Genomic DNA, 21875 nt, shown 5'->3' with positions numbered 1-21875 from the left:
CCCGCACCACGATCCACGCTGCCGAAGGCCCACCCATGCTCTGCTTCGACTCGGTCGCCCTGCGCCATGCCGATGGCACCCGGGCGTTGGACGGTGTCTCGCTCGACGTGCCCGCGGGCCAGTTCTGCGTGGTGCTGGGGGCTTCGGGAGCGGGCAAGTCCACGCTGCTGCGCACGGTCAACGGCCTGGCCCGGCCCACCACGGGCGCGGTGCGCGTGCAGGGCACACCGGTGGCGCCGCGCAACCTGGCCCGCCTGCGACCGCGCATCGGCATGATCCACCAGCAGTTCAACCTGGTGGCGCGGGCCACGGTGGCGCAGAACGTGCTGTGCGGCGCGCTGCCGGCCATGCCGCTCTGGCGCATGCTGCCGGGCCTGTTCACCGACACAGCCCGGCGCAAGGCCTGTGCCCTGATCGAGGCCGTCGGCCTGGGCGAGGAGCATCTGCTGCGCCGGGTGAGCGAGCTCTCCGGCGGGCAGCAGCAGCGCGTGGGCATCGCGCGCGCCTTCATGCTCGATCCGCCGCTGGTGCTGGCCGACGAGCCCGTCGCCAGCCTGGACCCGCAGACCAGCCACGACGTGCTCGACCTGCTGCGCCGCCAGGCGCGCGAGCGCGGCGCCACGGTGCTGTGCAGCCTGCACCAGCTCGATCTGGCGCGGGAGTTTGCCGACCGCATCGTGGCGCTGCGCAAAGGACGCGTGGTGTTCGACGGCGCGCCACAGGCCTTCGGGCCGGCCGCCTTCGAGGCGGTGTACGGGCGCATGGCCGAGGCTTCGGCGACCGCTGCGTCACCGGTGGGCAGCCGCTCGTCCCCTGCACCGGCCCTATCGCCGCAGCCGCAGCCTCCGCTGCCCGCCGGTCTTCTGGAGCTTGCGCCATGACCGTCCCCGCCTCCCTCGCGACTGGCGCGCCGGCGCCCGTGCGCCCCGCGGCGCAGTGGGCCCTGCCGCGGCCCTTCGGCCTGCGCACGCTGCTGGTCCTGGCGCTGGTGCTCGCCGGCGGGCTCTGGGCCGGGCAGCGTGTGGAACTGGGCCGGATGCTCTCGCTCACGGGAGAAGGCGTGCTCGCCGCCGTCGGCCTGCGCGAGCAGTCGCAGGTGCTGAATGGGCTGGGCACCATCGCCCGCTCGCTCTTTCCGCCGCAGATTTCCGAGCGCACCGAAGTCGCCCGCATCGAGGGCTTCGACCGCCAGCGGCTGCCCTGGTTCTCGCACATCGAGACGGTGGAGATGCACGAGCCGCGGCTCAACCCGCAGACTCTCGCCATGGAGGACCGCGTGGTGCGCCAGGAGGTGCTGGTCGAGCCGCTGGGCTACCTGTGGCATGTGGCGGCCAAGATGCTGGAGACCTTCGAGATCGCCGTCTGGGCCACGTTGATCGCCATCGTGCTGAGCGCGCCGCTGGCCTGGTGCAGCGCCCGCAACTACGCGCCTAACCGGCTTGTCTACGGCGCCGCGCGGGCCGTGGTCGGCCTGCTGCGCGCAGTCCCCGAGCTGGTGAGTGCGCTCTTCCTGGTGCTGGCCTACGGCTTCGGTCCCATCGCCGGTGTGCTGGCGCTGGCCCTGCACGCGGCCGGCTTCCTCGGCAAGTTCTACGCCGAGGACATCGAGACCGCCGACGACCGCCCGCAGGAGGCGCTGCGTGCCATCGGCGCTGGCCCGCTGGCCGTGATGCGCTTTGCCGTGCTGCCGCAGGTGATGCCGGGCTTCATCGCCTACACGCTCTACGTACTGGACCGCAATGTGCGCATGGCCACCGTGGTGGGCCTGGTGGGCGCGGGCGGCATCGGGCAAGAGCTCAAGGGCCGCTACGACATGTACAACTACGCGCACGTCGGGACGATCCTGATCGCGATCTTCCTGACCGTGCTCGTGCTCGACCGCGTCGCCGCCCGGCTGCGCAGCCGCTATGGCTGAGCCCTGACGCCGCCTGCGTGCGGTGCCTTTGCGCGCCACACCGCTCCACGCCTTCTCTTCTGCGTCTGCCCGATTGCGCATGGCCACCCCGGCACTGCGGATCGGCCCTGGCCGCGCCCTGCGCGTGCCCCTTCCTCCCCCTCGTGTCCTTCGATCCCAAAGGAAACCCCATGAAGACAGCATCTTCCCGATACGGCCTCGCTGCGGCGGGCCTTCTCCTGTGCCTGGCCCTCGGCGCCTGCGGCGGTGGCAGCGGCGGTGGTGGCGGCCTGGCCTTCCTGCCCGGGCAGGGCGCGCCTGCCGGCAATGGCAACGGCAGTGGCACGCCGCCCGCCGCGGGCGGCGGCACGGCCGCCGAGCCTGCACTCAAGTGCGCGCCCTGAGCCCCTGGCGCACCGCCTTCTTCACCGAACCCCCTGTCGTCCCTGGCGTTGAAAGAACCCCATGAACCCCTCTTCCCGTCGCGATTTCTTCCGCAAGTCGGCCGGCGCGCTCGGCGCAGCCTCGGCCCTGAGCGTGCTACCGCCCGCCATCCGCAAGGCCCTGGCCGTCGAGGCCGCGGTCGACAAAGGCACCATCGATGACGTCAAGCACATCGTCATCCTGATGCAGGAGAACCGCAGCTTCGACCACTACTTCGGCACCCTGCGCGGGGTGCGCGGCTTCGGCGATCGCTTCCCGCTGCCGCTGTCCACCGGCAAGCCGGTGTTCTACCAACCCAATCCGAGCGGCGGCGCGGACATCCCGCCCTTCCGTCGCGACTCGCGCATCGCCAACGCGCTGATCGGCTCGGGCACGCCGCACAACTTTCCCGACCAGCAGGCGGCCTGGAACCAGGGAAAGATGGACCGCTGGATCCAGTTCAAGAACCAGGCCACGATGGGCTACTACCTGCGCGACGACATCCCCTTCCAGTTCGCACTGGCCGATGCCTTCACGCTGTGCGATGGTTATCACTGCTCCATCCTCACCGGCACCGATCCCAACCGGATCATCTTCTGGTCGGGCTCCAACTTCAATCCTGAGCTGCGCAAGAAGGGCATCAACAGCACCGATGCCGATTCGGAGCCCGTCAACTCGCGCTGCTGGCCCAGCCCCTCGAACTGGGTCGCCGGCCGCGCGCAGCAGGCGGACGGCTCCGGCCAGGTCGATCCGGGCACTGGCGCCTACAACTACAAGTACGTCAACACCGCCTTCAAGTGGGACACGCTGCCCGACGTGCTGCAGAGGGCCGGCATCAGCTGGCACATCTACCAGAACATGAACAACAACTGGACCGGGGCCATGCACGGCTGCCTGGCCTTCCAGAGCTTCCGCACCGCGCAGCCGGGCTCGCCGATCTACGAGCACGGCCTCACGGGTGGCCCGGCCACCGCCGACGGCGCCACCAACTTCCTGGCCCAGCTCAAGCAGGATGTGATCAACAACACGCTGCCGCAGGTCTCGTGGGTGCTGCCCACGCAGGCCCTGGCCGAGCACCCGGGCAGCAGCGAAGGCGTGGCCGGTGCCGCCGACTTCATCGCCGACGTGCTGGACGCGCTCACCGCCAACCCGGCCGTGTGGAGCAAGACGGTGCTGTTCGTCACCTTCGACGAGAACGACGGCTTCTTCGACCATGCGGCCATGCCGGCAGTGCCGTCGTACGACGCCAATGGCAACCTGATGGGCAAGTCCACCGTGTCGCTGGAGGGCGAGTATTTCGACGCCTCGGTCGGCAGCTACCTCAAGGCCGAGGACACCACCAGCGGCAAGATCCGCCCCTGGGGCCTGAGTTCGCGCGTGCCGATGTACGTGGTCTCGCCCTGGAGCAAGGGCGGTTGGGTCAACTCGCAGGTGTTCGACCACACCTCGGTGGCCCGCTTCCTGGAGCAGCGCTTCCGCATCAGCGTGGACGCCATCAGCCCCTGGCACCGTGCGGTGTGCGGCGACCTGACCTCGTGTTTCGATTTCGCCACGCCCAACGACCCGGTGGTGCCCAGGCTGCCCGACACCAGCAACTACGCGGCCATCAATGCCGCGCAGCGTCTGCTGCCCACCTCGCCCGTGACCACGGCGCCGGCCACGCCGCAGCCGCTCTACCAGGAGACCGGCACGCGTCCCTCGCGCGCGTTGCCGTACGAGCTGCACACCAGCGCGCGCGTGGAGTCGCGCGGCATGGTGCAGCTGATCTTCAGCAACACGGGCAACCAGGGCGCCGTGTTCCATGTCTACGACAAGCTGCACCTCGACCGCATTCCGCGCCGCTATACGGTGGAGGCCGGCAAGCAGCTGTCGGACTACTGGGATGCCGGGGCGACCGATGGCGGCAAGTACGAGCTGTGGGTCTACAGCAGCAACGGCTTCGTGCGCACCTTCAAGGGCGATGCACTGGCGCAGGCCGCGGCCGACTTCAAGCCGGAGGTCCAGGTCTGCTACGAGCCCGCAGGCGGGCAGGTCTACGTCAAGGTGCGCAACGGCGGCAAGGCGGCCGGCAGCGTCACCGTGACGTCCAACGCCTACCGCAACGACGGGCCGTGGACGCTGGCCGTGGACGCCGGCGCCACCGGCATGCTGCACTGGAACCTGGACGGCAGCGGCCGCTGGTACGACTTCACGGTCGCCGCCGCCGGCATGGAGCGGCGCTTCGCCGGCCGCGTGGAGACCGGCAAGCCCAGCGTGAGCGACCCGGCCATGGCGCTGCACCTGGCCAAGCTCTGAAGCGGGCCATCGCGTCGGAACAACAAGAGGGGAAGCAGCGTATGAACATGCGACACAACCCACGGCGCACGGCGCGCCGCGCAGCACCGCTGGGCCTGGCCTGGGTGCTGGCGGCCGGCACCGGCCTCGCCGCCGCGCAGCCAGTGGCCTGGGACCCGGCCAAGGGCAACCTGGGCATTGGCGATGGCGCCGGCACCAGCGGCGTCACCGGCAGCAACAACCAGGCGATCGGCAAGGGCGCCGGCAACGGCGTCGGCACCAACTGGAACCTAGCCATCGGCGAGGCCGCGGGCACCAACGTGAGCGGCGGCAATGCCAACGTGGCCATCGGCTTCAATGCGGGGCAGGGCGTGCTGGGCGGCTGGAATCAGGCCATCGGACGCAGCGCCGGCCAGAACGTGACGGGCAACTACAACAACGCCACCGGCTTCTGGGCCGGCACCGGCGTGACCGGCTCGTACAACAACGCCTACGGCACCAATGCAGGCCGCACCGTCACCGGCAGCAACAACCAGGCCCTGGGCAATGGCGCCGGCAACAACGTGGGCACCAACTGGAACCTGGCCGTCGGCGAGGGCGCGGGCTCCAATGTGTCGGGCAAGAACGCCAACCAGGCCATCGGCTACTACGCGGGCACCAACGTCAACGGGGGCTGGAACCAGTCGCTGGGCCGCAGCGCCGGCCAGAACGTGACGGGCGACTACAACAACGCCCTTGGCTTCTGGGCGGGCACCAACGTGACCGGCAGCAACAACGAGGCCTACGGCAGCAACGCCGGCCGCGACGTGGTGGGCAGCGGAAACCAGGCCTACGGCGGTGGTGCCGGCGTGGGCGTGAATGGCAGCAACAACCTGGCGACGGGGCAGGACGCGGGCGTGGGGGTGCGCGGCTCGGGCAACCAGGCCGCGGGCACCATGGCCGGTGCGCAGGTCTCGGGCAGCAACAACCTGGCCATGGGGACGGGGGCCGGTGGCGGTGTGCAGGGCAACCGCAACCAGGCTTTGGGCACCGGCGCGGGTCAGGGTGTCGTGGGCGACGGCAACCTGGCGCAGGGCAGTGGTGCCGGCCGCAATGTGAGCGGCGCCAACAACATCGCCATCGGCGCCGAGGCGGGCGCCTATGTGCGCGCCAACCAGGCGGTCTCCATCGGCACCGCGGCACGGGCCAGTGCCGACGACGCCCTGGCGCTGGGCGCCAATGCCACGGCGGCCCATGCCGGCAGCGTGGCGCTGGGTGCGGGCAGCGCGACCACGCGGGGCGCGCAGTCCGGCTACGCCGCGGCCGGCCTGGCCGACGCGCAGTCGTCGAGCGGCGAAGTGGCCGTGGGCAATCGGCAGGTCACCGGCGTGGCTGCGGGCAGCGCGCCCAGCGACGCGGCCAACGTCGGCCAGGTGCAGGGCATGGTTGGCGATGGTATGGCCGCGGCCAACGCGCATGCCGACAACGCTGCGGCGCAGAGCCTGGGGGCCGCGCGGGCCTACACCGATCTGGCCGCCAGCCGCCTGCAGAGCCAGATCGACGACAACGCGCGCCGTGCCTACGCGGGCATCGCCGGTGTCGCGGCGATGGAGGCCGCGCCCGCCGTGCCGGGCAAGACCAGCTACGCCGTGGGTCTGGGCAACTACCGCAGCGAGAGCGCCATCGGCGGCTCGCTGCGGCACACCACGCGGGACGGCCGCTACAGCGTCACCGTGGGCGTGGGGGCAACCAGCTCGGGCGTGGTGACCCGGGTGGCGCTGACGGGCCTGTTCGACTGATCGGATCGAGCGGAGCGCCAACCCGGGGCGCGCGCATTCAGTGCGTGCGCTCGCTGCCCGATGCCGGGCGCTGCCGCTTGTGCCGGTACATGGCCCGGTCCGCATCCTGGAGCAGGTCGTTGATGTCGGTACCGTCGCGCGGCGACCAGCGGGCCAGGCCCGCGCTGTAGCGCAGGGCCATGGCCGGCGGCCGACCCGCGTTGCAGTCGTCGATGACGGCGCGCAGCCGGCCGAGCGCGGCCTCGGCGGCGTCGTCGTCGGCATTGCTCATGAGCACGACGAATTCGTCGCCTCCCAGGCGAGCCCCCACGTCGGCCGCGCGGAAGACCCGCCGCAGCGCCTCGGCAAAACGCTGCAGCGCTGCATCGCCCTCTGCATGGCCGAAGCGGTCGTTGATCTGCTTGAAGCCGTCCAGGTCAAGGAAGAGCAGCCGCGCGGGCATGGCCAGCCGTTCGCACACTTTCAGCACATGCCCACCCAGCAGTTCCAGGCCGCGCCGGTTGCTGAGCTGGGTCAGATGGTCGGTGGTGGCCGCGTGGGCGGCGATCAGTTCCTCGCGCACCATGTCGGCCAGGTCGCGCAGCAGGGCGCGATCTTCCTCGCTGAGGCGACGCGGCTTGTGGTCGAGGATGCACAAGGTGCCCAGGCGCTGGCCCTGCCTGTCCACCAGGGGCGCCCCGGCGTAGAAGCGCACATGGGGCGCTTCGATGACCAGCGGGTTGTCGTGGAATCGCTCGTCGCAGGTGGCGTCGGGGACCTCCATGACCTCATCCTGCAGGATGGCATGGCTGCAGAAGGAGATGTCGCGCGGCGTCTGCGGCGTCTCGAGACCCTGGCAGGACTTGAACCACTGGCGTTCGGTATCGACCAGCGAAACAAGCGCAATGGGCACCTGGAACATGCGGCGTGCCAGGCGGGTGACGCGGTCGAAGCGTTCCTCTGGCGGCGTGTCCAGCACGCCCAGGGCGTGGAGGGCGCGCACGCGGGCGGCGTCATCGGGGGGAATCGGGGCTGCAATCATGGGCGCGGCTTCGCGCGGCGGCCACGGCAGGCAGGCGCCGTCGGCTTTGCGCGGTGTGATGTCTCCAAGGAGCGGGGGGGGAGCGGCCGGCCTGGGACGGGCCACGAAGCGAACAATTCTGCGGGCCGTGTCCCACACGCGGCAAGATCAGCCGAAAGCGCTACTTACGGCCGCACGCGTGGGCGCCTCAGCGCCAGCCTTTGGCCAGGGCCATCACCTTGCCCAGGTCCATCTGGCTGGCCTGCTGCTGCATCTGCGGCAGGTAGCGGCCCTGCAGGCCCTTGCCCTGTTCAAGGATGCTGGCGTAGCTGTCCTTGATCATCTGTGGCGAGAAGCTGCGGCCGCCGGCGTAGTAGCGCCGGGCAAGGTGGCCCAGCGCATAGGTGGTGGCGAAGCTCATGCCCGAGCTCACGGCCTGCCGGCCCACGCCGCCGAGCAAGCCGCCGCCCATCCTGCCCAGCAGGCCGCCGATCAGCTTGCGGCCGGCCTGCTCCAGGTATTGCGAGGTCAGGCCCACCCCGGTGGTGGCCAGGAAGTCCTTGATGTGGCCGCGGTCGAGCTCGTAGCCGTGGGCCTGCCCGATGGTGTAGACCAGCCGCATCTGCAGCGGAATGATGGCCAGCGTGGACAGGGTTTCGGGCAGCAGTTCCAGGGCGCCGCAGGTGATGGCGGTCTTGAGGATGCGGTCGTCCATCTCGGCGTTGTCCACCGTGGCGGCCGGGCGCGTGGGGGCTTCGTCGGGCGGTTCCGGTGCAACGGCCGTAGCCACCGCTGCTGCCGAAGCGGCCGGCGCCAGCGCGGTCGGGCCGGCCAGGGGTGCCTCGGCCAGCGTGCGGGCCTCGGCCTCGAAGGCCTCGGCGGCGACGTCCAGCGCCAGGGCGCGGCGGGCCTCGGCCAGGAAGCTTTGCTCACGGGGGGACACGGCACCGTCGGCGTCGCACACGCACACGGCCATCTCGTAGGCCAGTTGGCGGGGACCGCGCTCTGGCAGAGCCCGCGCCACGTCGGCCAGCGTCACGCGCTGCAGCAGCACATCCTGGTAGAGCGTGGGCAGGTGCACCGCACCATCGGCGCCCAGGCCCTCGGCGATGCGTCGGATCTCTTCGCGCTCGCGCTCGTGCTTGTCGCCATCGGCAAAGGCCGCCATCAGGCTGAGCGACAGGGTGGCGCGCAGGGCGGAGGTGTCCATGAAGGCATCCTTTCTGGGAGAAGAATGCCAGTCAGGTCATGGTCAGGCAGAAAAGTTTCCGCCAGGCCAAGGGCGGGCCTTGCGGGCGCGCGGCCCGGCCCTGGCGCCCGGCCCCCGGCGGAGGCGACCGGGCCGCCCGAACCGCGCGCCGGGGTGCCGCTCAGAACCGGAAGTCCAGATTGCCGCGCAGGCCCTGGCTGCGGGCGTGGCTGCCGAACTGCCCGGTGTAGGACAGGCGCAGCGAGGCATTGCGTGCGATCTGCGTGGACACGCCGGCCTCGACGAGGGCGGCGTTCTTCGCGATGGGCACGCCGCTCACGCCGAAGGCGTCCGAGCCGAGGAAGCGGAAGCTGGCCTGCGGCGTGGTGTCGCCGAAGGCGTGGCGCCAGGCCAGCGAGGCGCTGGCGGTCAGGGTGCGCCCACCCAGGTTGAACTCGCCCGAGCCGCGCAGGCCCAGGGTGGAGAAGTTGACGTCGGTGTTGCTGCTGTCGGAGGTCAGGGCCGCCAGGCCGCCGCGCTCGGTGAAGCCGTCGGTGCGCACCGCCACATGCGCCAGGCCGGCGAAGGGCTCGAGCGCCACCGCGCCGGCGTCGATGCGGTAGCCCGCCTCGGCGAAGGCCTGGAAGGTCCGGGCGTCGTACTTTGCCGAAAGGCCGTTGGCGAAGCCGCTGAAGACGACGTCGCGATGGGTGCTCACGTCGCTCCAGGTGTAGGCCGTGCCCAGCCGCACGCCGACGCCGCCGAGCTGCGTGCCGCCGTAGGCGCCCAGGGTGTAGCCGTTGGATGAGCCCGACGCGTTGCGCCCGTCGCTGTCGTAAGAGGCATGGCCATAGCCCAGCAGCACGCCGGCCCGGGCCGTGTCGAAGACGGGCAGGTCCGCGCCGCCGACGAAGCCGCCCGTGTCGTGCGAGAGCGAGCCGGCATTGCCGTTGCCGCTCGTCTTGCCCCAGGTGCCGTAGACGTGGGACCACACGGCCAGGCCGTTGGCGTCGGCACTGGCGCCCGGCGTCCCGGCGGGGGCGCCGGAGGCGGCGCGCAGCCGGTCGATGGCGGCCGTGCGCACGAAGCGGCTGTCCTCCACCATTGCGCCACGGATGGAGGCGTGGATCTCGCCCGAGAGCTGGTCGAAGGCGACGCGAGCCTGGGCGTCGTCCGGCAGGTAGCCGATGGCGGTGCGCAGGGCGCCGCCGGCAGCCAGGCTCTGCAGCGCGCCGGCCGTGGTCATCTGGTTGGCCGTGAGCGCCGCGCTGGTGAAGGCCCGCACCTGCTGGGCGGCGACGTAGACGCTCTTCCCATCGGTACCGGTCGTGAGGGCGTAGAAGCTGGAGATGCCGGTGTCGCCGGTCAGCACATAGCGGCCGGCGACGCCGCCGTCGGCGGTGAGCACGGTGTAGCGGTCGGTGAGGCTGAAGGGCGCCGTGCTGCCGTAGCGCGAGACGCGCAGGACGGCACCATCGGCGATCTGGGCCGTACCCTTGACGGCGATGCGGTCGGAGGTGCCGGAGCCAGGCACGAACTCGGCCTCGTAGGTGGAGCCGGCGGCCTGGGTGTAGTTGCCGGCGACGGTGAGCGTGCCCGGGCTGTTGCCGGGCGCCACGGTGGCACCGGACTGCAGGCTCAGGCTGCCCACCGTACCGTTGCCCGACAGGCGCGCGCCGCTGCCCACCGTCACCGCGGAGCCGGCCAGCGAGCCGTTGACCCGCAGCTCGCCACCCTTGACGGCGGTGCTGCCCGTGAAGGCCGAGCTGTCGCCGCTCAGGATCGTGGTGCCGGCCAGCGCCTTCAGGGTGCCGTTGCCGCTCAGCGTGCTGCCGAACAGCAGGCCCGTGCCCGTGTGGTTGAAGACCAGCTCGCCCGCGCCGTCGCCGAAGACGATGCCGTTGGCGGCGATCACGTTGCCGGGTGCGGCCGCGGCCTGGCCTTCCTGGGCGCCGATGACCAGCTTGCCAGAGCCGCTGTCGTAGGCGATGCGCACCTCGTTGTCGGCCTTGATGGTGCCGCCGTCCGAAACCACGACCAGCGCGTCGCCCGCGTAGCCGACGTAGAAGTTGCCGCGCGTGGGCGTGGTCAGCGCCGTGTTGGCCTTGGCCCAGAGCTGCGAGCCGTTGCCAGTCACCACGGCCACGCCCTTGGAATGGGGGTCCATGCCCACGCCCACCGTGCCGCCCCAGGCGGTGGCGCCGTCCGCGATGGTCAGCAGGCCATTGCCGTTGACCGGATCGACGTCGCGCGAGCCGTTCTGCCCGCCGACATAGATGCGCTGCTCGCCGATGAAGCTGGTGCCCTGGCCCGTCACGGTCATGGTGGTGGCCCAGGCGCCGCTCGCACCGACGTAGGTGCCGCTCGTGTACAGGCTGGCGCCGCCCGAGACCTGGATGTTGCCGCCATCGGCGCTCAGCCAGCCCGAGGACGTGGCTTGAAGATCGTTGGGGTCGGTGGGGTCGCCGATCTCGACGCGGGTACCGGCGCCCGTGAAGTTGAGCGTGGCCCCCGCGCCGGTGTAGATGCCCGTGCTGCGGATGCGTGCCGTGGCACCGTCCGAGATGGTCAGGGCGCCGGTGGACCCCGGGCTTTCGTTGCGCGCGACGTCGACGCCCGCGGTGTTCTCCCACAGCGTGCCGGCGCCGCTCACGGTGAGCGAGCCCGAGCCGCCTGCGGGCGTGCCGCCGGCCACCTCCCAGGTCGGCGTGCCGAGGGCCAGCCGGCGAGACACCAGGTGCGCGCCGCCGGTGACGGTGAGCGAGCCGGTGCCGTTGCGGCCGATGGTCATCTCCGAGGTGTTGGTCAGCGTCGAGCCGGGCCCGCTGACCACGACGTTGCCGCTGCCCCCCGTGGCGCCGATCACCCCGAGGGCGACGGTCAGTCGGCCACCGCCGCTGATGGTGAGGCGCGTCGTGTCCGCGAGGCTGGTGGCCAGCGAGAAGGCACTGAGGGTGACCGATGGGTCGGCGATCAGGATGCTGCCCGTGCCGTTGAGCACGGCCGTGTCGGTGCTGCCGGGGACCGCGCCGCCGATCCAGTTGCCGGCCGTGGACCAGTTGCTGCCGCTGGTGCCCGACCAGCTGATGTCGGCGGCATGGGCGGGCAGCCCCCAGATGGACGCCAGCAGCAACGGAAGAGCGAGGCGTTTTGGCAGCCGCACGAATACTTTTTTCCGCAGGGCGTATTTCGTGCCTTTCGGCTGCGGCGGGCGCTTTGCTGAATGTGGGGCCATGGGCGTGATCTCCTTGGTGAAGACCGGACATTGGCGTTGGGTCCGATCAATTGGCTGGGAAATTGAATTGGCAGGCGCACCGAGCCGTGGCGCAAAGGCAATGGCTCGCGCGAAATGAATTTAAAAGGAATTGCCCCGCTGCCAGGCGGCGTCGGGGCCCGCGACTCGGGGCGCTGCGGCCATGCGCACCGCTTTCCGGGTTGGCCGAGGGGTGCCTGCCCCGGTACCGGCGGGTGTGTTCGTCCAGGGAAGAACGCTCGCTTCATGGCGAGGTGGGATGCAGCTTTCAAGGACTGCAGATCGACGGCTCATGCCCCCTCCGGAGACTCATTGTTTTTGATTCATGGATCGTCGGGATCCGCCACGGAACTGGCGGCCCGCATCCCGGTGAGCGAATAAATCGGCTTTCAATCCGGGAGCGCCATAGCGTATGTTGTCGGCGCGCAGGAGGCAAATATTTTTTCCCGCCTGTTGTTCACGGTCAATTTCACAATTGATCGTGATTAATTGAAACGGTGAATTTGCATCTGGAATTTCTGGCGGGGCGGCGCAAGATTTCAGGCCGGCAATCCGCCCGACGACCTCGCGTTCCTCCGGGCGGGGCGTGCTGTCTGGCGCTGCAGCGCGGCGATGCGCTGGCTCAGCCGCGCAACCGGGATGCCGCTGCTGTGGCCGGCCGGCTGCGCTTGCGGTGGAACCTCTGCCTGTGCCGCCTTCGCTACCATCGTGTGAAGCAGTGATGTACAAGGAAAGTCGAGTCGATGGCGCACAAAGGCCGGCGCAAGGCGCTGCAGGAACCAGTCGAGCCGGCCGCGCGCCCGGTACAGATGGATGAAGATGAAGGGCCGGAACGGCACGTGCAGACTGATGCTCTGGACGAGGCCGGCGCCGAGCCCGCATCGCGTGCGGCCAGCGAATCCAGCCTGTCCCGCCTGCTCGGCACACTGGGCCTGTTCTCCACCGACTCCCCCTCGCTCACGGTCGAGGAGATCGCCGCCCGCCTGGGCGTGCCCAAGAGCACGGCCTACCGCTACATCCAGGAGCTGTCGAAGGTGGGCCTGCTGGTGCGCCTGGACCGCAGCATCACGCTGGGTCCGCGGATCATCGAGCTGGACCGCTGCATCCGCGAGTCCGACCCCGTGATCCGCGCCGCGGCGCCGCCGATGCGCGAGCTGGCCGAGCAGACGGGGCTGGACGTGTTCCTGTCCAAGCTCTACGGCCATTCCATCATCACGGTGCACACCGAGTTCAACGACCCGCTGCCGCATCTGCGCTATGGCCGCGGCCGGCCGGTGCCCGTCTCGCGCGGTGCCAGTGCCAAGGCGCTGGTGGCCTTTCTCCCGGCGGCGCGGCTGCGGCGGCTGCACCAGGAGCTGGCGAGCGAATCGCCGGACACGCTGCCCTGGGAGGCCTTCTACGAAGAGGCGCAACGCATCCGCCGCGAGGGCTACTGCCGAACCTCGGGCGAACTCAATGTGGGCAAGACGGGCGTGTCGGCGCCCATCTTCGGTCGCGGGCGGCTGGTGGTGGCCAGCGTCACGGCGCTGGGCAGCGATGCGCGGCTGGCGCTGTTCGACGCCGAAGCCATTGCCGAACTGGTGCAGCGAACGGCCCACATGATCAGCGTGCGGTTGTCGGCGGACGGCCACCTGTAGCCGGCCGCGGTGCAGCCCGCTTCGTATCGCCAGGCCGCTGGCGCGATGCAGGGCCTGCCGCGTGAGGCTCAGAAGACGATGTTCGCCTTCTTGACGATGGGCGCTGCCGCCGCCAGCGAGCGACGCCAGGTCTCCAGCGCCTGGGCCGGCGTGCTCACCACCGGCTCCAGCCCCAGGGCGACCATGCGGGCCTGCACGTCGCCATCGGCGGCGATGGCTTGCAGCGCTGTGGCGAGCGTGCTCACCACCGGCGCGGGCGTGCCGGCCGGCGCGAAGACGGCGAACCAGCCGGCATTGCCCATGTCGCGCACGCCCAGTTCCTCGAAAGTGGGCACCGCCGGCAGGGAGCGCACCCGGCGCACTCCCGTCACCGCCAGGGGTCGCACCGAACCGGCCGTGACCATGGCCTCGACCGCGGCGACGGTGAGGAGCACCGCATCCACCTGCCCACCCATCAGGTCCGTCAGGGCGGGGGCGGAGCCCTTGTAGGGCACATGCAGCAGATCGATGCCGGCCGATTCGGCCAGCACTTCGCCCATCACGTGGGCCGACGAGCCTGCGCCGAAGCTGCCGTAGCTGAGCTTGTTGGCCCTGGCCCGCTGCAGAAAGCCGCGGAGGTCGTGGGCCGGGCTGTCCGTACGCACGGCCAGCACCAGCGGCGCATTGGCCATGACGCTCACGATGGTGAAGGCCTCCTGCATGGTCTTGCCCGGCGCCACCGACTGCTTGGAGGCCAGGGCGGCGATCACATGGGTGGAATTGCTGCCGAACATCAGCGTGTGGCCATCGGCCGGCGCCTGCAGCACGGCGCGGGCCGCGATCAGGCCGTTGGCGCCGGGGCGGTTGTCGATGACCACCGTGCCGCCGAGCGCCGCCTGCAGCTTCTGGCCAATGAGCCGGGCCACGGTGTCGGTGCCGCCTCCGGCGGCGAAAGGCACCACGAGGTTGATCGGGCGCTCGGGCCAGGCCGCGGCGCGGGCCAGGCCGCAGCCCGCCGCGGCGAGTGCGGCCAGGGTGGCCAGCGCCTGGCGGCGCTGCGGCAAGAAGGTTGTGCGTGAAGAAGGCATGGAAGGTCTGGAGAACAGGAGAGTGGGGAGCCGTCAGTCGACGTGGATCTGCCGCGCCTTGACGATGCGCGCATAGGTGGCGCGGCCCTCGGCGATGCGGGCGGCCATCTGTTCGGGCGTGCTGTAGACCGTGGTGAAGCCCAGGTTGCCGAAGGCCCTGGCCACGGGCTCTGAGGCCAGGGCCGTGCGCATCGCTCCGTTGAGCCGTGCAACGATCTCCGGTGGCGTGCCGGCCGGCGCCAGCAGGCCGAAAAAGCCCTGGATGGTCATCTCGGGCAGGCCCGCTTCGGCGGCGGTGGGGATGTCGGGGAAGGCGGGGTCGCGCCGCTCACCGGTCATGAACAGGGGCACCAGTTGCCCGGCGCGCAAGGCGCCGATCAGGGGCGAGGTCACTTCGTCCATCAACTGGGCCTCGCCGCGGATCACAGCGTCCTTGGCCATCACCGCGCCCTTGTAGGGCACATGCACCACGGGTGCACCGGTGGCGGCCAGAAAGATCTCGCCCAGCAGGTGGTTGCTGGAGCCCATGCCGGCCGAGGCGAAGTTGAGCTGGCCCGGCTGCCGTTTGGCCAGCGCGACGAATTCCTGGACGGTGCGTACGCCGAGTGAGGGGTTGGTGACGAAGACGAAGGACTGGGTGGCGCCCAGGCTCACCGGCACCAGCGTTGCCACATGGCCCTGGTCGGGGTAGAGCACCGGCGCGGCGGTCAGGCTGCTGCCGCTGCCCCACAACAGGGTGTAGCCGTCGGGCCGGGCCAGTGCGGCGGCCTTGGTGCCGATGCGCCCGCCCGCGCCGGTGCGGTTCTCGACCACCACCGGCTGTTTGAGCTCCACCGACAGTGCCTGCGCCACGGCGCGGGCCGAGATGTCGGTCGAGCCGCCGGGCTCGAACGAGACGATGAGCGTGATGGCGCGCGCCGGCCAGCTGTCGGCGGCCGGGGCAGCGGTGCTGGCGAAAAGGCTGGCGGCAGCCAACAGGAGGAAAAGGCCGGCGCGGCGGCGGGTGGCATGACGAAGGGGCATGTCGGACTCCTGCAACCGAGGGAGGTGTCAGTCCAGCGACACGTTGGCCTCGCGGGCCACGCGGCGCCACTTGTCCAGCTCGGCCTGCAGCTTGATGCGGAACTGGGCGCCGTCTGCGGCCGTGACCACCACGCCGCGGGCATTGAGCCGGGCTTCCATGTCGGGCGTGCGGATCACCTTGTCCAGCGCCGCGCCCACGGTCTTGGCGATGGCCGGGGGCGTGCCCGCAGGCGCGAACACGCCCATCCAGCCTTCGGCGACCAGGCCGTCGTAGCCCAGTTCCTGCAACGTGGGCACCTCCGGCAGGCTGGGCAACCGCGTGGGTGAGGGCGTGGCCAGGGCGCGCAGCTTGCCGGCCTTGATCTGCGGCAGCGCCACTGCGGTGGTGTCGAAGGTGAAGTCCACGTCGCCGGCCAGCAGCGAGGACATGGCCTGCTGGCTTCCCTGGAAGGGCACATGCGTGGCCCGCGTGCCGGTGGCGTGGAGGAAGAGCTCGCCGATCAGGTGATTGGTCGAGCCCATGCCGAAGGATGAGTAGTTGAGCTTGCCCGGCTGCGCCTTGGCCCGGGCGATCAGCTCCTGCACGTTCTGCACCGGCGAGCCCGCGGGCACGGCCAGCACGAAGGTCACGATGCCCACCTCGGTGATCGGCACGAAGTCCTTGAGCAGGTCGTAGGGGGCGGTCTTGCGGGTGACGGGGTTGATGAGCAGTTCGGCACCGGTGCCGAAGAACAGCGTCTGGCCGTCGGGCCGGGCGCGTGCGACCGACTGCGCGCCGATGGTGCCGCCTGCGCCTGCGCGGTTGTCCACGACCACGGACTGGCCGAGCTCGGGCGCCAGCTTCTCGGCGATCAGCCGGGCCGCACCGTCGGTACCGCCGCCGGGCGGAAAGGCCACCACCAGGTGGACCGGCGCGGAGGGGTAGGCGGCCGGCTGGGCGCAGGCCAGTGCCGGCGCCAGGGCGGCCAGGCAGGACAGAAGAAGACGTCGCGACAACGGCATGGTCGTTCCTTGGAGGAGTGGAATCCGGATCAATGGGCTGGGGCGGCGGCCGCTCGGGCGGCGGCCCGTTCGCGCTCCCGCACGCCCTGCGCGGCAGCGGCCGCCTCGGCGGCGCGCACGCTCGGGCGGGCGCCGCAGCGCGCCAGGTAGGCCTCCAGGCGGGGCCAGCCCTGCGTGTCGATGGCATGGGCGCGGGTCCACATGGCGATCGTGTAGCAGTGCGCGTCGGCGATGGTGAAGTGCTCACCGGTGAGGAAGCTGCGCCCGGCCAGTTGTTCGTCCACCCACTGCAGCTTGGCCTCGACGATGCGGCGCGCGATGGCCTTGTACTCGGGCGGCGTCACGGCCTTGAACAGCGGCATGAAGCCGCCCTTGTGCAGGTCGGCGGCGATGAAGCTCATCCACTCCAGCACGCGGTAGCGCGGCAGGCCTGCGGCCGGCAGCAGCGTGTTGCCGGGGCACTGGTCGGCCAGGTACTGCATCACGATGCAGCCCTCGCTCAGGTGCTGGCCGTCGGGCATCTCCAGCGTGGGCACGGTGCCCTTGGAGTTGACGCCGAAGTAGTCGCGCCCGTCCTCCAGGCGCTTGGTCTTCATGTCCACCCATTCGAGTGCCAGGGGCAGCTGCAGTTCGCGCGCGACGATGTCGACCGCGAGCGAACAGCCGCGGACTTCGTGATAGAGCTTCATGGGGTTCTCCGTGGAAGGGGTCGCAAGGTGCGAATGGATCCGGCGTGTTCCGGCAGGACGGGCGGGCAGGGCGGGCTCGTTCGTTGTCAGGGTCAGGCGCTGGCGCGCCGGGCGATCTCGGCGCGCTCCGCTGCGCGGGCGGCCTGCACGCTGGGCCGCGCCTCGATGCGCTGCACATAGGCCTGAAGGTGGGGCCAGGCCCCGAGCGGGATGGCCTGCAGCCCGGCCCAGCTCACGACGGCATAGGCATGGGCATCCGCGGCGGTGAAGCCCTCGCCGTGCAGGAACTCGCGCGTGGCCAGCACCTCGTCGAGCCAGGCCAGGCGGCGCTGCACGTTCTCGATGGCGATGGGCCGGTACTCGGGCGGCGTGTTGGCGCGAAACAGCGGCGTGAAGCTCTTGTGCAGCTCCGAGCCGAGGAAATTCATCCACTCCAGCACGCGATAGCGCGCCATGTCCAGCGCGCGGGGCAGCAGTGCGTCGGCGCCGTGCCGGTCGCAGAGGTACTGGAGGATCACGGCCGCCTCGGTGAGCACCTGGCCGTCGTCCGTTTCCAGTGCCGGCACCTGGCCCTTGGGGTTGATGCGGTGGAGATCGCTGCCGTCGGCCAGCCGCTTGGCGCGCACGTCCACCCAGACGAGGTCGAGCGGCACACCGATCTCGCGCGCGACGACGTCCACTGCCAGGGCGCAGGTGTGGGGGCTGAGGTAGAGCTTCATCGGAGGGTGGTCCCAGCGCGGCGCGGCTGCTGCCTTGTGGTGCGGCTGTGCACCGATTCGTTGCATAGGGTCAAAACTGTGGTCATGAAATTACTGCTATGCGATAAATGTGCCACTCGGCGCGCAGAGGGTGTGTTGGTGGAACTACCTGAGAGGGAAGGGCGCGCCGCCGTCGTTTTGCGCGTCGAATGACCGGCCTCGCTTGAAGAAGGGCATCCGGGTGGATCGTTGATTACTGCATTGCGGTAATTCGTGCTCCTTCATCGGTCATCCAGGCCTGGAACGACCCTTGCATGCTCTGATGTCACTTGGACAAAACGATGCACCTCATAGCCAAGATGTGGCGAGATATTAATGCTGCATTTCGTCATTAAGAAAAAACAGCATATGATCTGCTCATCGACGAACCGTTCGGAGTTGCCCGTTGTCCATCGCCGCCCAGGTGCTCTCCCCCGGCACCTGGTCCCGGCCCCGTCTTCGCTGGGGTGCCAAGGAATCGCGCAATGAGAAGGAAATCCGTTCTGCAGGCCTGTGCTGCCATCGCCCTGGCGGCGGCATCCGGGCTGCTGCCGCTGCAGGCATCGGCCCAGGGCAACTGGCCCTCGCGGCCCATCCGCATCGTGGTGCCCTACCCGCCGGGCACCGGCCCCGACGTCATGGCCCGCCTGGTGGCCGACGGCCTGGGCAAGGAGCTCAAGGCGTCCATCGTGGTGGAGAACAAGGCGGGGGCCAACGGCATCATCGGCACCACCGAAGTGGTGAAGGCGCCGGCCGACGGCTACACCTACCTGCTGGTCGACCGGCTCACGCTGACCGTGAATCCGCTGCTCTACCAGCCGCCCTACGACCCGAAGAAGGACCTGGTCTCCGTCAGCAACATCGCCGACGTGAACCTGTACCTGGTCACCAGCGCCCAGCTGCCGGCCAACGACTTCAAGTCCTTCATCGCCTACGCCAAGGCCCATCCGGGCAAGGTCACCTTCGGCACCGGCGGCGTGGGCAGCGTGATGCACCTGAACATGGAGCTGCTGCAGTCGGGCACCGGCGTGCAGTTCCTGCACGTGCCCTACAAGGCGCTGGCCGAGGTCATCCCGGCCATGCTGGGCGGGCAGGTGGAGGCCACCTCCGGCGGCGTCGAGGCCATGCTGCCCTACGTGCAGAAGGGCAACTTCAAGCTGCTGGCCGTGGGCGCGCCCACGCGGCAGTCCATCGTGCCCAACGTGCCGACCATCGTGGAGGCGGGCGGCTCGGACATGCTGCTGTCCACCTCGTACTCCTTCCACGCGAAGAGCGGCGTGCCGCCCGAGATCCTGGCGCGCATGAACGAGGCGCTGACCAAGGTGCTCTCGCAGCCCGAGCTCAAGCGCTGGGCGGCCGAGCGTGGCCTGGGCGCAGGTGCTTCCACGCCGGCCGAGCTGGATGCGCGCATCGCCGTCGACAACGAGCGCATCGGCCGACTGGTGCGCGAGCGCGGCATCAAGGTGCAGTGAGCACCGCGTCTCGACACACAAGCAAAGAGGACATCGGCGATGACTGAGCAGACTGGCGCCCAGGCCCTGTGGGCGGCGCTCTCCGGCGAAGGGGTGGACACCTGCTTCGCCAACCCCGGCACGACGGAGCTGGATCTGGTGCGCGCGCTGGAAGGCCAGGATTCGATCCGTTGCGTGATCGGCCTGCAGGAGAACGTCTGCACCGGCGCGGCCGACGGCTACGGGCGCATGACGGGGCGGCCGGCCGCCACGCTGCTGCACCTGGGCCCCGGCTTCGCCAACGGCATCGCCAACCTGCACAACGCACGGCGGGCGCGCACGCCCATCGTCAACCTGATCGGCGACCACACCAGCTGGCACCTGCCCTTCGATGCGCCGTTGACCTCCGACATCGAGTCGCTGGCGCGGCCGGTGTCGGGCTGGGTGCACCGCATCGACAGCACGGCCGATGCGCCGCGGGCAGCGGCCGAGTCGGTGCGCCAGTCGCTGGCCGACGGCGGGCAGGGTGCGACGCTGATCTTTCCGGCGGACTACCAGGCCGAGCCGCTGCCGGGCACGCCCGCGTCGGCCGCCGAGCCTGCCGCGGCCGCGGCGCCCGAGGCGGCCTCCCTCGACCTGGCGGCCTGCGCGCAGCGCCTGCGCGCGGCCCGCCGCATCGTGCTGCTGCTCGGCGGTGGTGGCGAAGCGGGCGGCCTGGGTGCACGGGCCCAGCGCGCAGCGTCCCGCCTGTGCGCCGCCCTGGGCGCAGCCGCCTATGCCGAGACCTTCCCGGCCCGCGCCGAACGCGGCCAGGGCCTGCCGGCCTTCGACCGGCTGCCCTACTTTCCCGAGCCGGCGCGCGCCGTGCTCGACCCGGCCGACCTGGTGGTGCTGGCCGGTGCGCTGCCGCCGGTCACCTACTTCGGCTACGCGGGGCATCCCAGCCTGCTGGTGGCGCCCGAGCGCCTGCTGAGCCTGGGCGCCCCCGGCCATCCGGTGGCCGAGGCGCTGGAGCAGCTGGCCGACGCGCTCGATGCACCTGCCTTCGAGGCCCCGGTGCACCCGCTGCCTGCCGCGCCCACCGGGCCGCTCACGCCGGCCGCCATTGGTGCAGTGCTCACGCGGGCCCTGCCGGAAGGCGCCATCGTCTCGGTCGAAGGCGGCACCTGCGGCTATCCCTTCTATGCCGCTTCGGCCGCGGCGCCGCTGCACACGGCGCTCACCAACACCGGCGGTGCCATCGGCCAGGGCCTGCCCGTGGCGGTGGGCGCGGCCATCGCCTGCCCGGGGCGGCAAGTGGTGGGGCTGCTGTCGGACGGCAGCACCCAGTACACGATCCAGGCGCTCTGGACGATGGCGCACGAGCAGCTCGACGTGGTCGTGCTCATCGCCGCCAACCACCAGTACGCCATCCTGCGCAACGAACTGCGCCGCGGCGGCGCGCCGCTGGGCAAGCGGGCCGAGGCGCTTACCGCGCTCGACCGGCCGCGCATCGACTGGGTCGGGCTGGCGCAGTCCTACGGCGTGCCCGCCACGCGCGCGGCCACGGCAGAGGTACTCGCGGCCCAACTGCAGGACGCCTTCGGCCGCCGCGGTCCGGCCCTCATCGAAATGGCCCTCTGAGCACCCGCTCGGGCCGGAACCCTCCAAGGAGCAAACGAACATGGACCTCAGACTCAAGGGCAAGGTGGCCGTCGTGACCGGCGGCAGCCTGGGCATCGGCCGCGCGGTGGCCGAGGCCTTTGCCGCCGAAGGCGTGCGCGTGGCCATCGTGGCCCGCAGCCAAGGCGCGCTGGAGCAGGCCGCGCGCGAGATCACCGAGAAGACCGGCACCGAGGTGCTGGCCGCCCCGGCCGACGTGAGCGACACGCCGCAGGTGCAGGCCGCCGTCGACAAGGTGGCGGCGCACTTCGGTCGCATCGACATCCTGGTCAACGGCGCGGCCCATCCGGGCGGCCTGGTGCGCAGCGAGATCGAGAACGCCGACCCCGAGGGCCTGCTGCAGGACATCGACATCAAGGTCGTGGGCTACATGCGTTTCGCCAAGGCCTGCGCGGCGCACATGCGCAAGGGCGGCTGGGGCCGCATCGTCAACATCGGGGGGCTCACCGGGCGCGGCAGCAAGCAGCTGTCGGGCATGCGCAACGTGGCCGTGGCCCACATGACCAAGACGCTGTCCGACCAGCTCGGCCCCTCGGGCATCACCGTCAACGTGATCCATCCCGGGGTGGTGGAGACACCGCACATCCACGAGCTCTACGCCAAGGAGGCCAAGCTGCAGGGCCTGACGCCCGCGCAGGTGGAGGCCAACTATGCCAAGGCCACGCCGATCCGCCGCGTGCTGCAGGTGGACGAGATCGCCGACGTGGTGCTCTTCCTCTCGTCCGACCGGGCGGCGGCCATCACCGGCGAATCCATCGCGGTGGACGGCGGCATCACGCGTGGCATCTTTCTCTGA

The 21875-nt window shown here is 70.6% G+C and carries 18 protein-coding genes; 9 read left to right on the top strand and 9 right to left on the bottom strand.

The window, feature by feature from the left end; all coding sequences use genetic code 11:
• The first annotated feature begins 35 nt into the window (after positions 1-35).
• The 5 genes from DFR41_RS13730 (at position 36) to DFR41_RS13710 (ending at position 6369) form a co-directional block, all read left to right on the top strand.
• Positions 36-881 carry a phosphonate ABC transporter ATP-binding protein gene (locus DFR41_RS13730; protein ID WP_114803083.1) on the top strand — a complete coding sequence of 282 codons (846 nt, stop codon included), beginning with the start codon at positions 36-38 and terminating at the stop codon, positions 879-881.
• Entirely contained in the window at positions 878-1915 is a 1038-nt protein-coding gene (gene phnE, locus DFR41_RS13725) for a phosphonate ABC transporter, permease protein PhnE (RefSeq protein ID WP_114803082.1), read from the top strand. The genes DFR41_RS13730 and phnE overlap by 4 nt, the downstream gene beginning before the upstream one ends.
• A gap of 170 nt (positions 1916-2085) precedes the next feature.
• Entirely contained in the window at positions 2086-2298 is a 213-nt protein-coding gene (locus DFR41_RS13720; RefSeq protein WP_017760803.1) for a hypothetical protein, read from the top strand.
• Positions 2299-2359: 61 nt separating this feature from the next.
• Positions 2360-4612, top strand: a complete 2253-nt coding sequence (locus tag DFR41_RS13715) for a phosphocholine-specific phospholipase C (RefSeq protein ID WP_114803081.1) — start codon at positions 2360-2362, stop codon at positions 4610-4612.
• 41 nt (positions 4613-4653) lie between these two features.
• Positions 4654-6369: a YadA family autotransporter adhesin gene (locus DFR41_RS13710; protein WP_114803080.1), complete on the top strand. Its 1716-nt coding sequence runs from the start codon at positions 4654-4656 to the stop codon at positions 6367-6369.
• Positions 6370-6406: 37 nt separating this feature from the next.
• On the opposite strand, the gene DFR41_RS13705 is transcribed toward DFR41_RS13710, so the two are convergent.
• From DFR41_RS13705 to DFR41_RS27390, 4 genes are all read right to left on the bottom strand, one after another.
• Positions 6407-7390 carry a sensor domain-containing diguanylate cyclase gene (locus DFR41_RS13705; RefSeq protein ID WP_114803079.1) on the bottom strand — a complete coding sequence of 328 codons (984 nt, stop codon included), beginning with the start codon at positions 7388-7390 and terminating at the stop codon, positions 6407-6409.
• 187 nt (positions 7391-7577) lie between these two features.
• The gene (locus DFR41_RS13700; protein ID WP_114803078.1) at positions 7578-8579 is read right to left on the bottom strand and encodes a YcjF family protein; all 1002 of its coding nucleotides are present in this window, start codon (positions 8577-8579) and stop codon (positions 7578-7580) included.
• A gap of 160 nt (positions 8580-8739) precedes the next feature.
• Positions 8740-11691 carry an autotransporter outer membrane beta-barrel domain-containing protein gene (locus tag DFR41_RS13695; RefSeq protein WP_170159369.1) on the bottom strand — a complete coding sequence of 984 codons (2952 nt, stop codon included), beginning with the start codon at positions 11689-11691 and terminating at the stop codon, positions 8740-8742.
• Positions 11692-12120: 429 nt separating this feature from the next.
• A complete protein-coding gene (locus DFR41_RS27390) occupies positions 12121-12540 on the bottom strand; it encodes a hypothetical protein (RefSeq protein WP_147284357.1) in 420 nt (139 codons plus the stop codon).
• Between the two features lie 110 nt (positions 12541-12650).
• Between DFR41_RS27390 and DFR41_RS13690 the strand changes: the two genes are divergently transcribed.
• Positions 12651-13448 (top strand): IclR family transcriptional regulator, encoded by a 798-nt coding sequence (locus DFR41_RS13690; protein ID WP_231394282.1) that lies wholly within the window; start codon positions 12651-12653, stop codon positions 13446-13448.
• A gap of 68 nt (positions 13449-13516) precedes the next feature.
• On the opposite strand, the gene DFR41_RS13685 is transcribed toward DFR41_RS13690, so the two are convergent.
• The 5 genes from DFR41_RS13685 to gstA (DFR41_RS13665) all read right to left on the bottom strand — a co-directional run bounded on the left by DFR41_RS13685 (position 13517) and on the right by gstA (DFR41_RS13665) (position 17948).
• A complete protein-coding gene (locus DFR41_RS13685) occupies positions 13517-14515 on the bottom strand; it encodes a Bug family tripartite tricarboxylate transporter substrate binding protein (protein WP_114803076.1) in 999 nt (332 codons plus the stop codon).
• A gap of 33 nt (positions 14516-14548) precedes the next feature.
• Complete coding sequence (locus DFR41_RS13680) at positions 14549-15538, bottom strand: Bug family tripartite tricarboxylate transporter substrate binding protein (protein ID WP_114803075.1); 990 nt, start codon at positions 15536-15538, stop codon at positions 14549-14551.
• A gap of 27 nt (positions 15539-15565) precedes the next feature.
• Positions 15566-16540, bottom strand: a complete 975-nt coding sequence (locus DFR41_RS13675) for a Bug family tripartite tricarboxylate transporter substrate binding protein (protein ID WP_114803074.1) — start codon at positions 16538-16540, stop codon at positions 15566-15568.
• A 29-nt stretch (positions 16541-16569) separates the two neighbouring features.
• Complete coding sequence (gene gstA / locus DFR41_RS13670; RefSeq protein ID WP_114803073.1) at positions 16570-17229, bottom strand: glutathione transferase GstA; 660 nt, start codon at positions 17227-17229, stop codon at positions 16570-16572.
• Between the two features lie 92 nt (positions 17230-17321).
• Positions 17322-17948 carry a glutathione transferase GstA gene (gstA, locus tag DFR41_RS13665; protein ID WP_017759580.1) on the bottom strand — a complete coding sequence of 209 codons (627 nt, stop codon included), beginning with the start codon at positions 17946-17948 and terminating at the stop codon, positions 17322-17324.
• A 503-nt stretch (positions 17949-18451) separates the two neighbouring features.
• Between gstA (DFR41_RS13665) and DFR41_RS13660 the strand changes: the two genes are divergently transcribed.
• Genes DFR41_RS13660 through DFR41_RS13650 form a run of 3 tightly spaced genes read left to right on the top strand, consistent with a single transcriptional unit; the run spans position 18452 to position 21875 of the window.
• Positions 18452-19438 carry a Bug family tripartite tricarboxylate transporter substrate binding protein gene (locus tag DFR41_RS13660; RefSeq protein ID WP_017762379.1) on the top strand — a complete coding sequence of 329 codons (987 nt, stop codon included), beginning with the start codon at positions 18452-18454 and terminating at the stop codon, positions 19436-19438.
• 39 nt (positions 19439-19477) lie between these two features.
• A complete protein-coding gene (locus DFR41_RS13655; protein ID WP_114803072.1) occupies positions 19478-21040 on the top strand; it encodes an acetolactate synthase large subunit in 1563 nt (520 codons plus the stop codon).
• Positions 21041-21080: 40 nt separating this feature from the next.
• Positions 21081-21875: an SDR family NAD(P)-dependent oxidoreductase gene (locus tag DFR41_RS13650; protein WP_114803071.1), complete on the top strand. Its 795-nt coding sequence runs from the start codon at positions 21081-21083 to the stop codon at positions 21873-21875.

It is taken from the genome of Pseudacidovorax intermedius, from assembly GCF_003350475.1.
GTDB lineage: Bacteria > Pseudomonadota > Gammaproteobacteria > Burkholderiales > Burkholderiaceae_C > Xenophilus > Xenophilus intermedius.
This window is presented reverse-complemented; position numbering and strand designations above follow the sequence as displayed.

Bases quoted from the DNA above. Each gene is read 5' to 3' on its own strand.
- DFR41_RS13685 (WP_114803076.1), bottom strand. From the start codon at position 14,515: ATGCCTTCTTCACGCACAACCTTCTTGCCGCAGCGCCGCCAGGCGCTG.
- DFR41_RS13700 (WP_114803078.1), bottom strand. From the start codon at position 8,579: ATGGACACCTCCGCCCTGCGCGCCACCCTGTCGCTCAGCCTGATGGCG.
- DFR41_RS13720 (WP_017760803.1), top strand. From the start codon at position 2,086: ATGAAGACAGCATCTTCCCGATACGGCCTCGCTGCGGCGGGCCTTCTC.
- DFR41_RS13710 (WP_114803080.1), top strand. From the start codon at position 4,654: ATGAACATGCGACACAACCCACGGCGCACGGCGCGCCGCGCAGCACCG.
- phnE (WP_114803082.1), top strand. From the start codon at position 878: ATGACCGTCCCCGCCTCCCTCGCGACTGGCGCGCCGGCGCCCGTGCGC.
- DFR41_RS13680 (WP_114803075.1), bottom strand. From the start codon at position 15,538: ATGCCCCTTCGTCATGCCACCCGCCGCCGCGCCGGCCTTTTCCTCCTG.
- DFR41_RS13655 (WP_114803072.1), top strand. From the start codon at position 19,478: ATGACTGAGCAGACTGGCGCCCAGGCCCTGTGGGCGGCGCTCTCCGGC.
- DFR41_RS13660 (WP_017762379.1), top strand. From the start codon at position 18,452: ATGAGAAGGAAATCCGTTCTGCAGGCCTGTGCTGCCATCGCCCTGGCG.
- DFR41_RS13675 (WP_114803074.1), bottom strand. From the start codon at position 16,540: ATGCCGTTGTCGCGACGTCTTCTTCTGTCCTGCCTGGCCGCCCTGGCG.
- DFR41_RS13715 (WP_114803081.1), top strand. From the start codon at position 2,360: ATGAACCCCTCTTCCCGTCGCGATTTCTTCCGCAAGTCGGCCGGCGCG.
- gstA (WP_017759580.1), bottom strand. From the start codon at position 17,948: ATGAAGCTCTACCTCAGCCCCCACACCTGCGCCCTGGCAGTGGACGTC.
- DFR41_RS13705 (WP_114803079.1), bottom strand. From the start codon at position 7,390: ATGATTGCAGCCCCGATTCCCCCCGATGACGCCGCCCGCGTGCGCGCC.
- DFR41_RS13650 (WP_114803071.1), top strand. From the start codon at position 21,081: ATGGACCTCAGACTCAAGGGCAAGGTGGCCGTCGTGACCGGCGGCAGC.
- gstA (WP_114803073.1), bottom strand. From the start codon at position 17,229: ATGAAGCTCTATCACGAAGTCCGCGGCTGTTCGCTCGCGGTCGACATC.
- DFR41_RS13730 (WP_114803083.1), top strand. From the start codon at position 36: ATGCTCTGCTTCGACTCGGTCGCCCTGCGCCATGCCGATGGCACCCGG.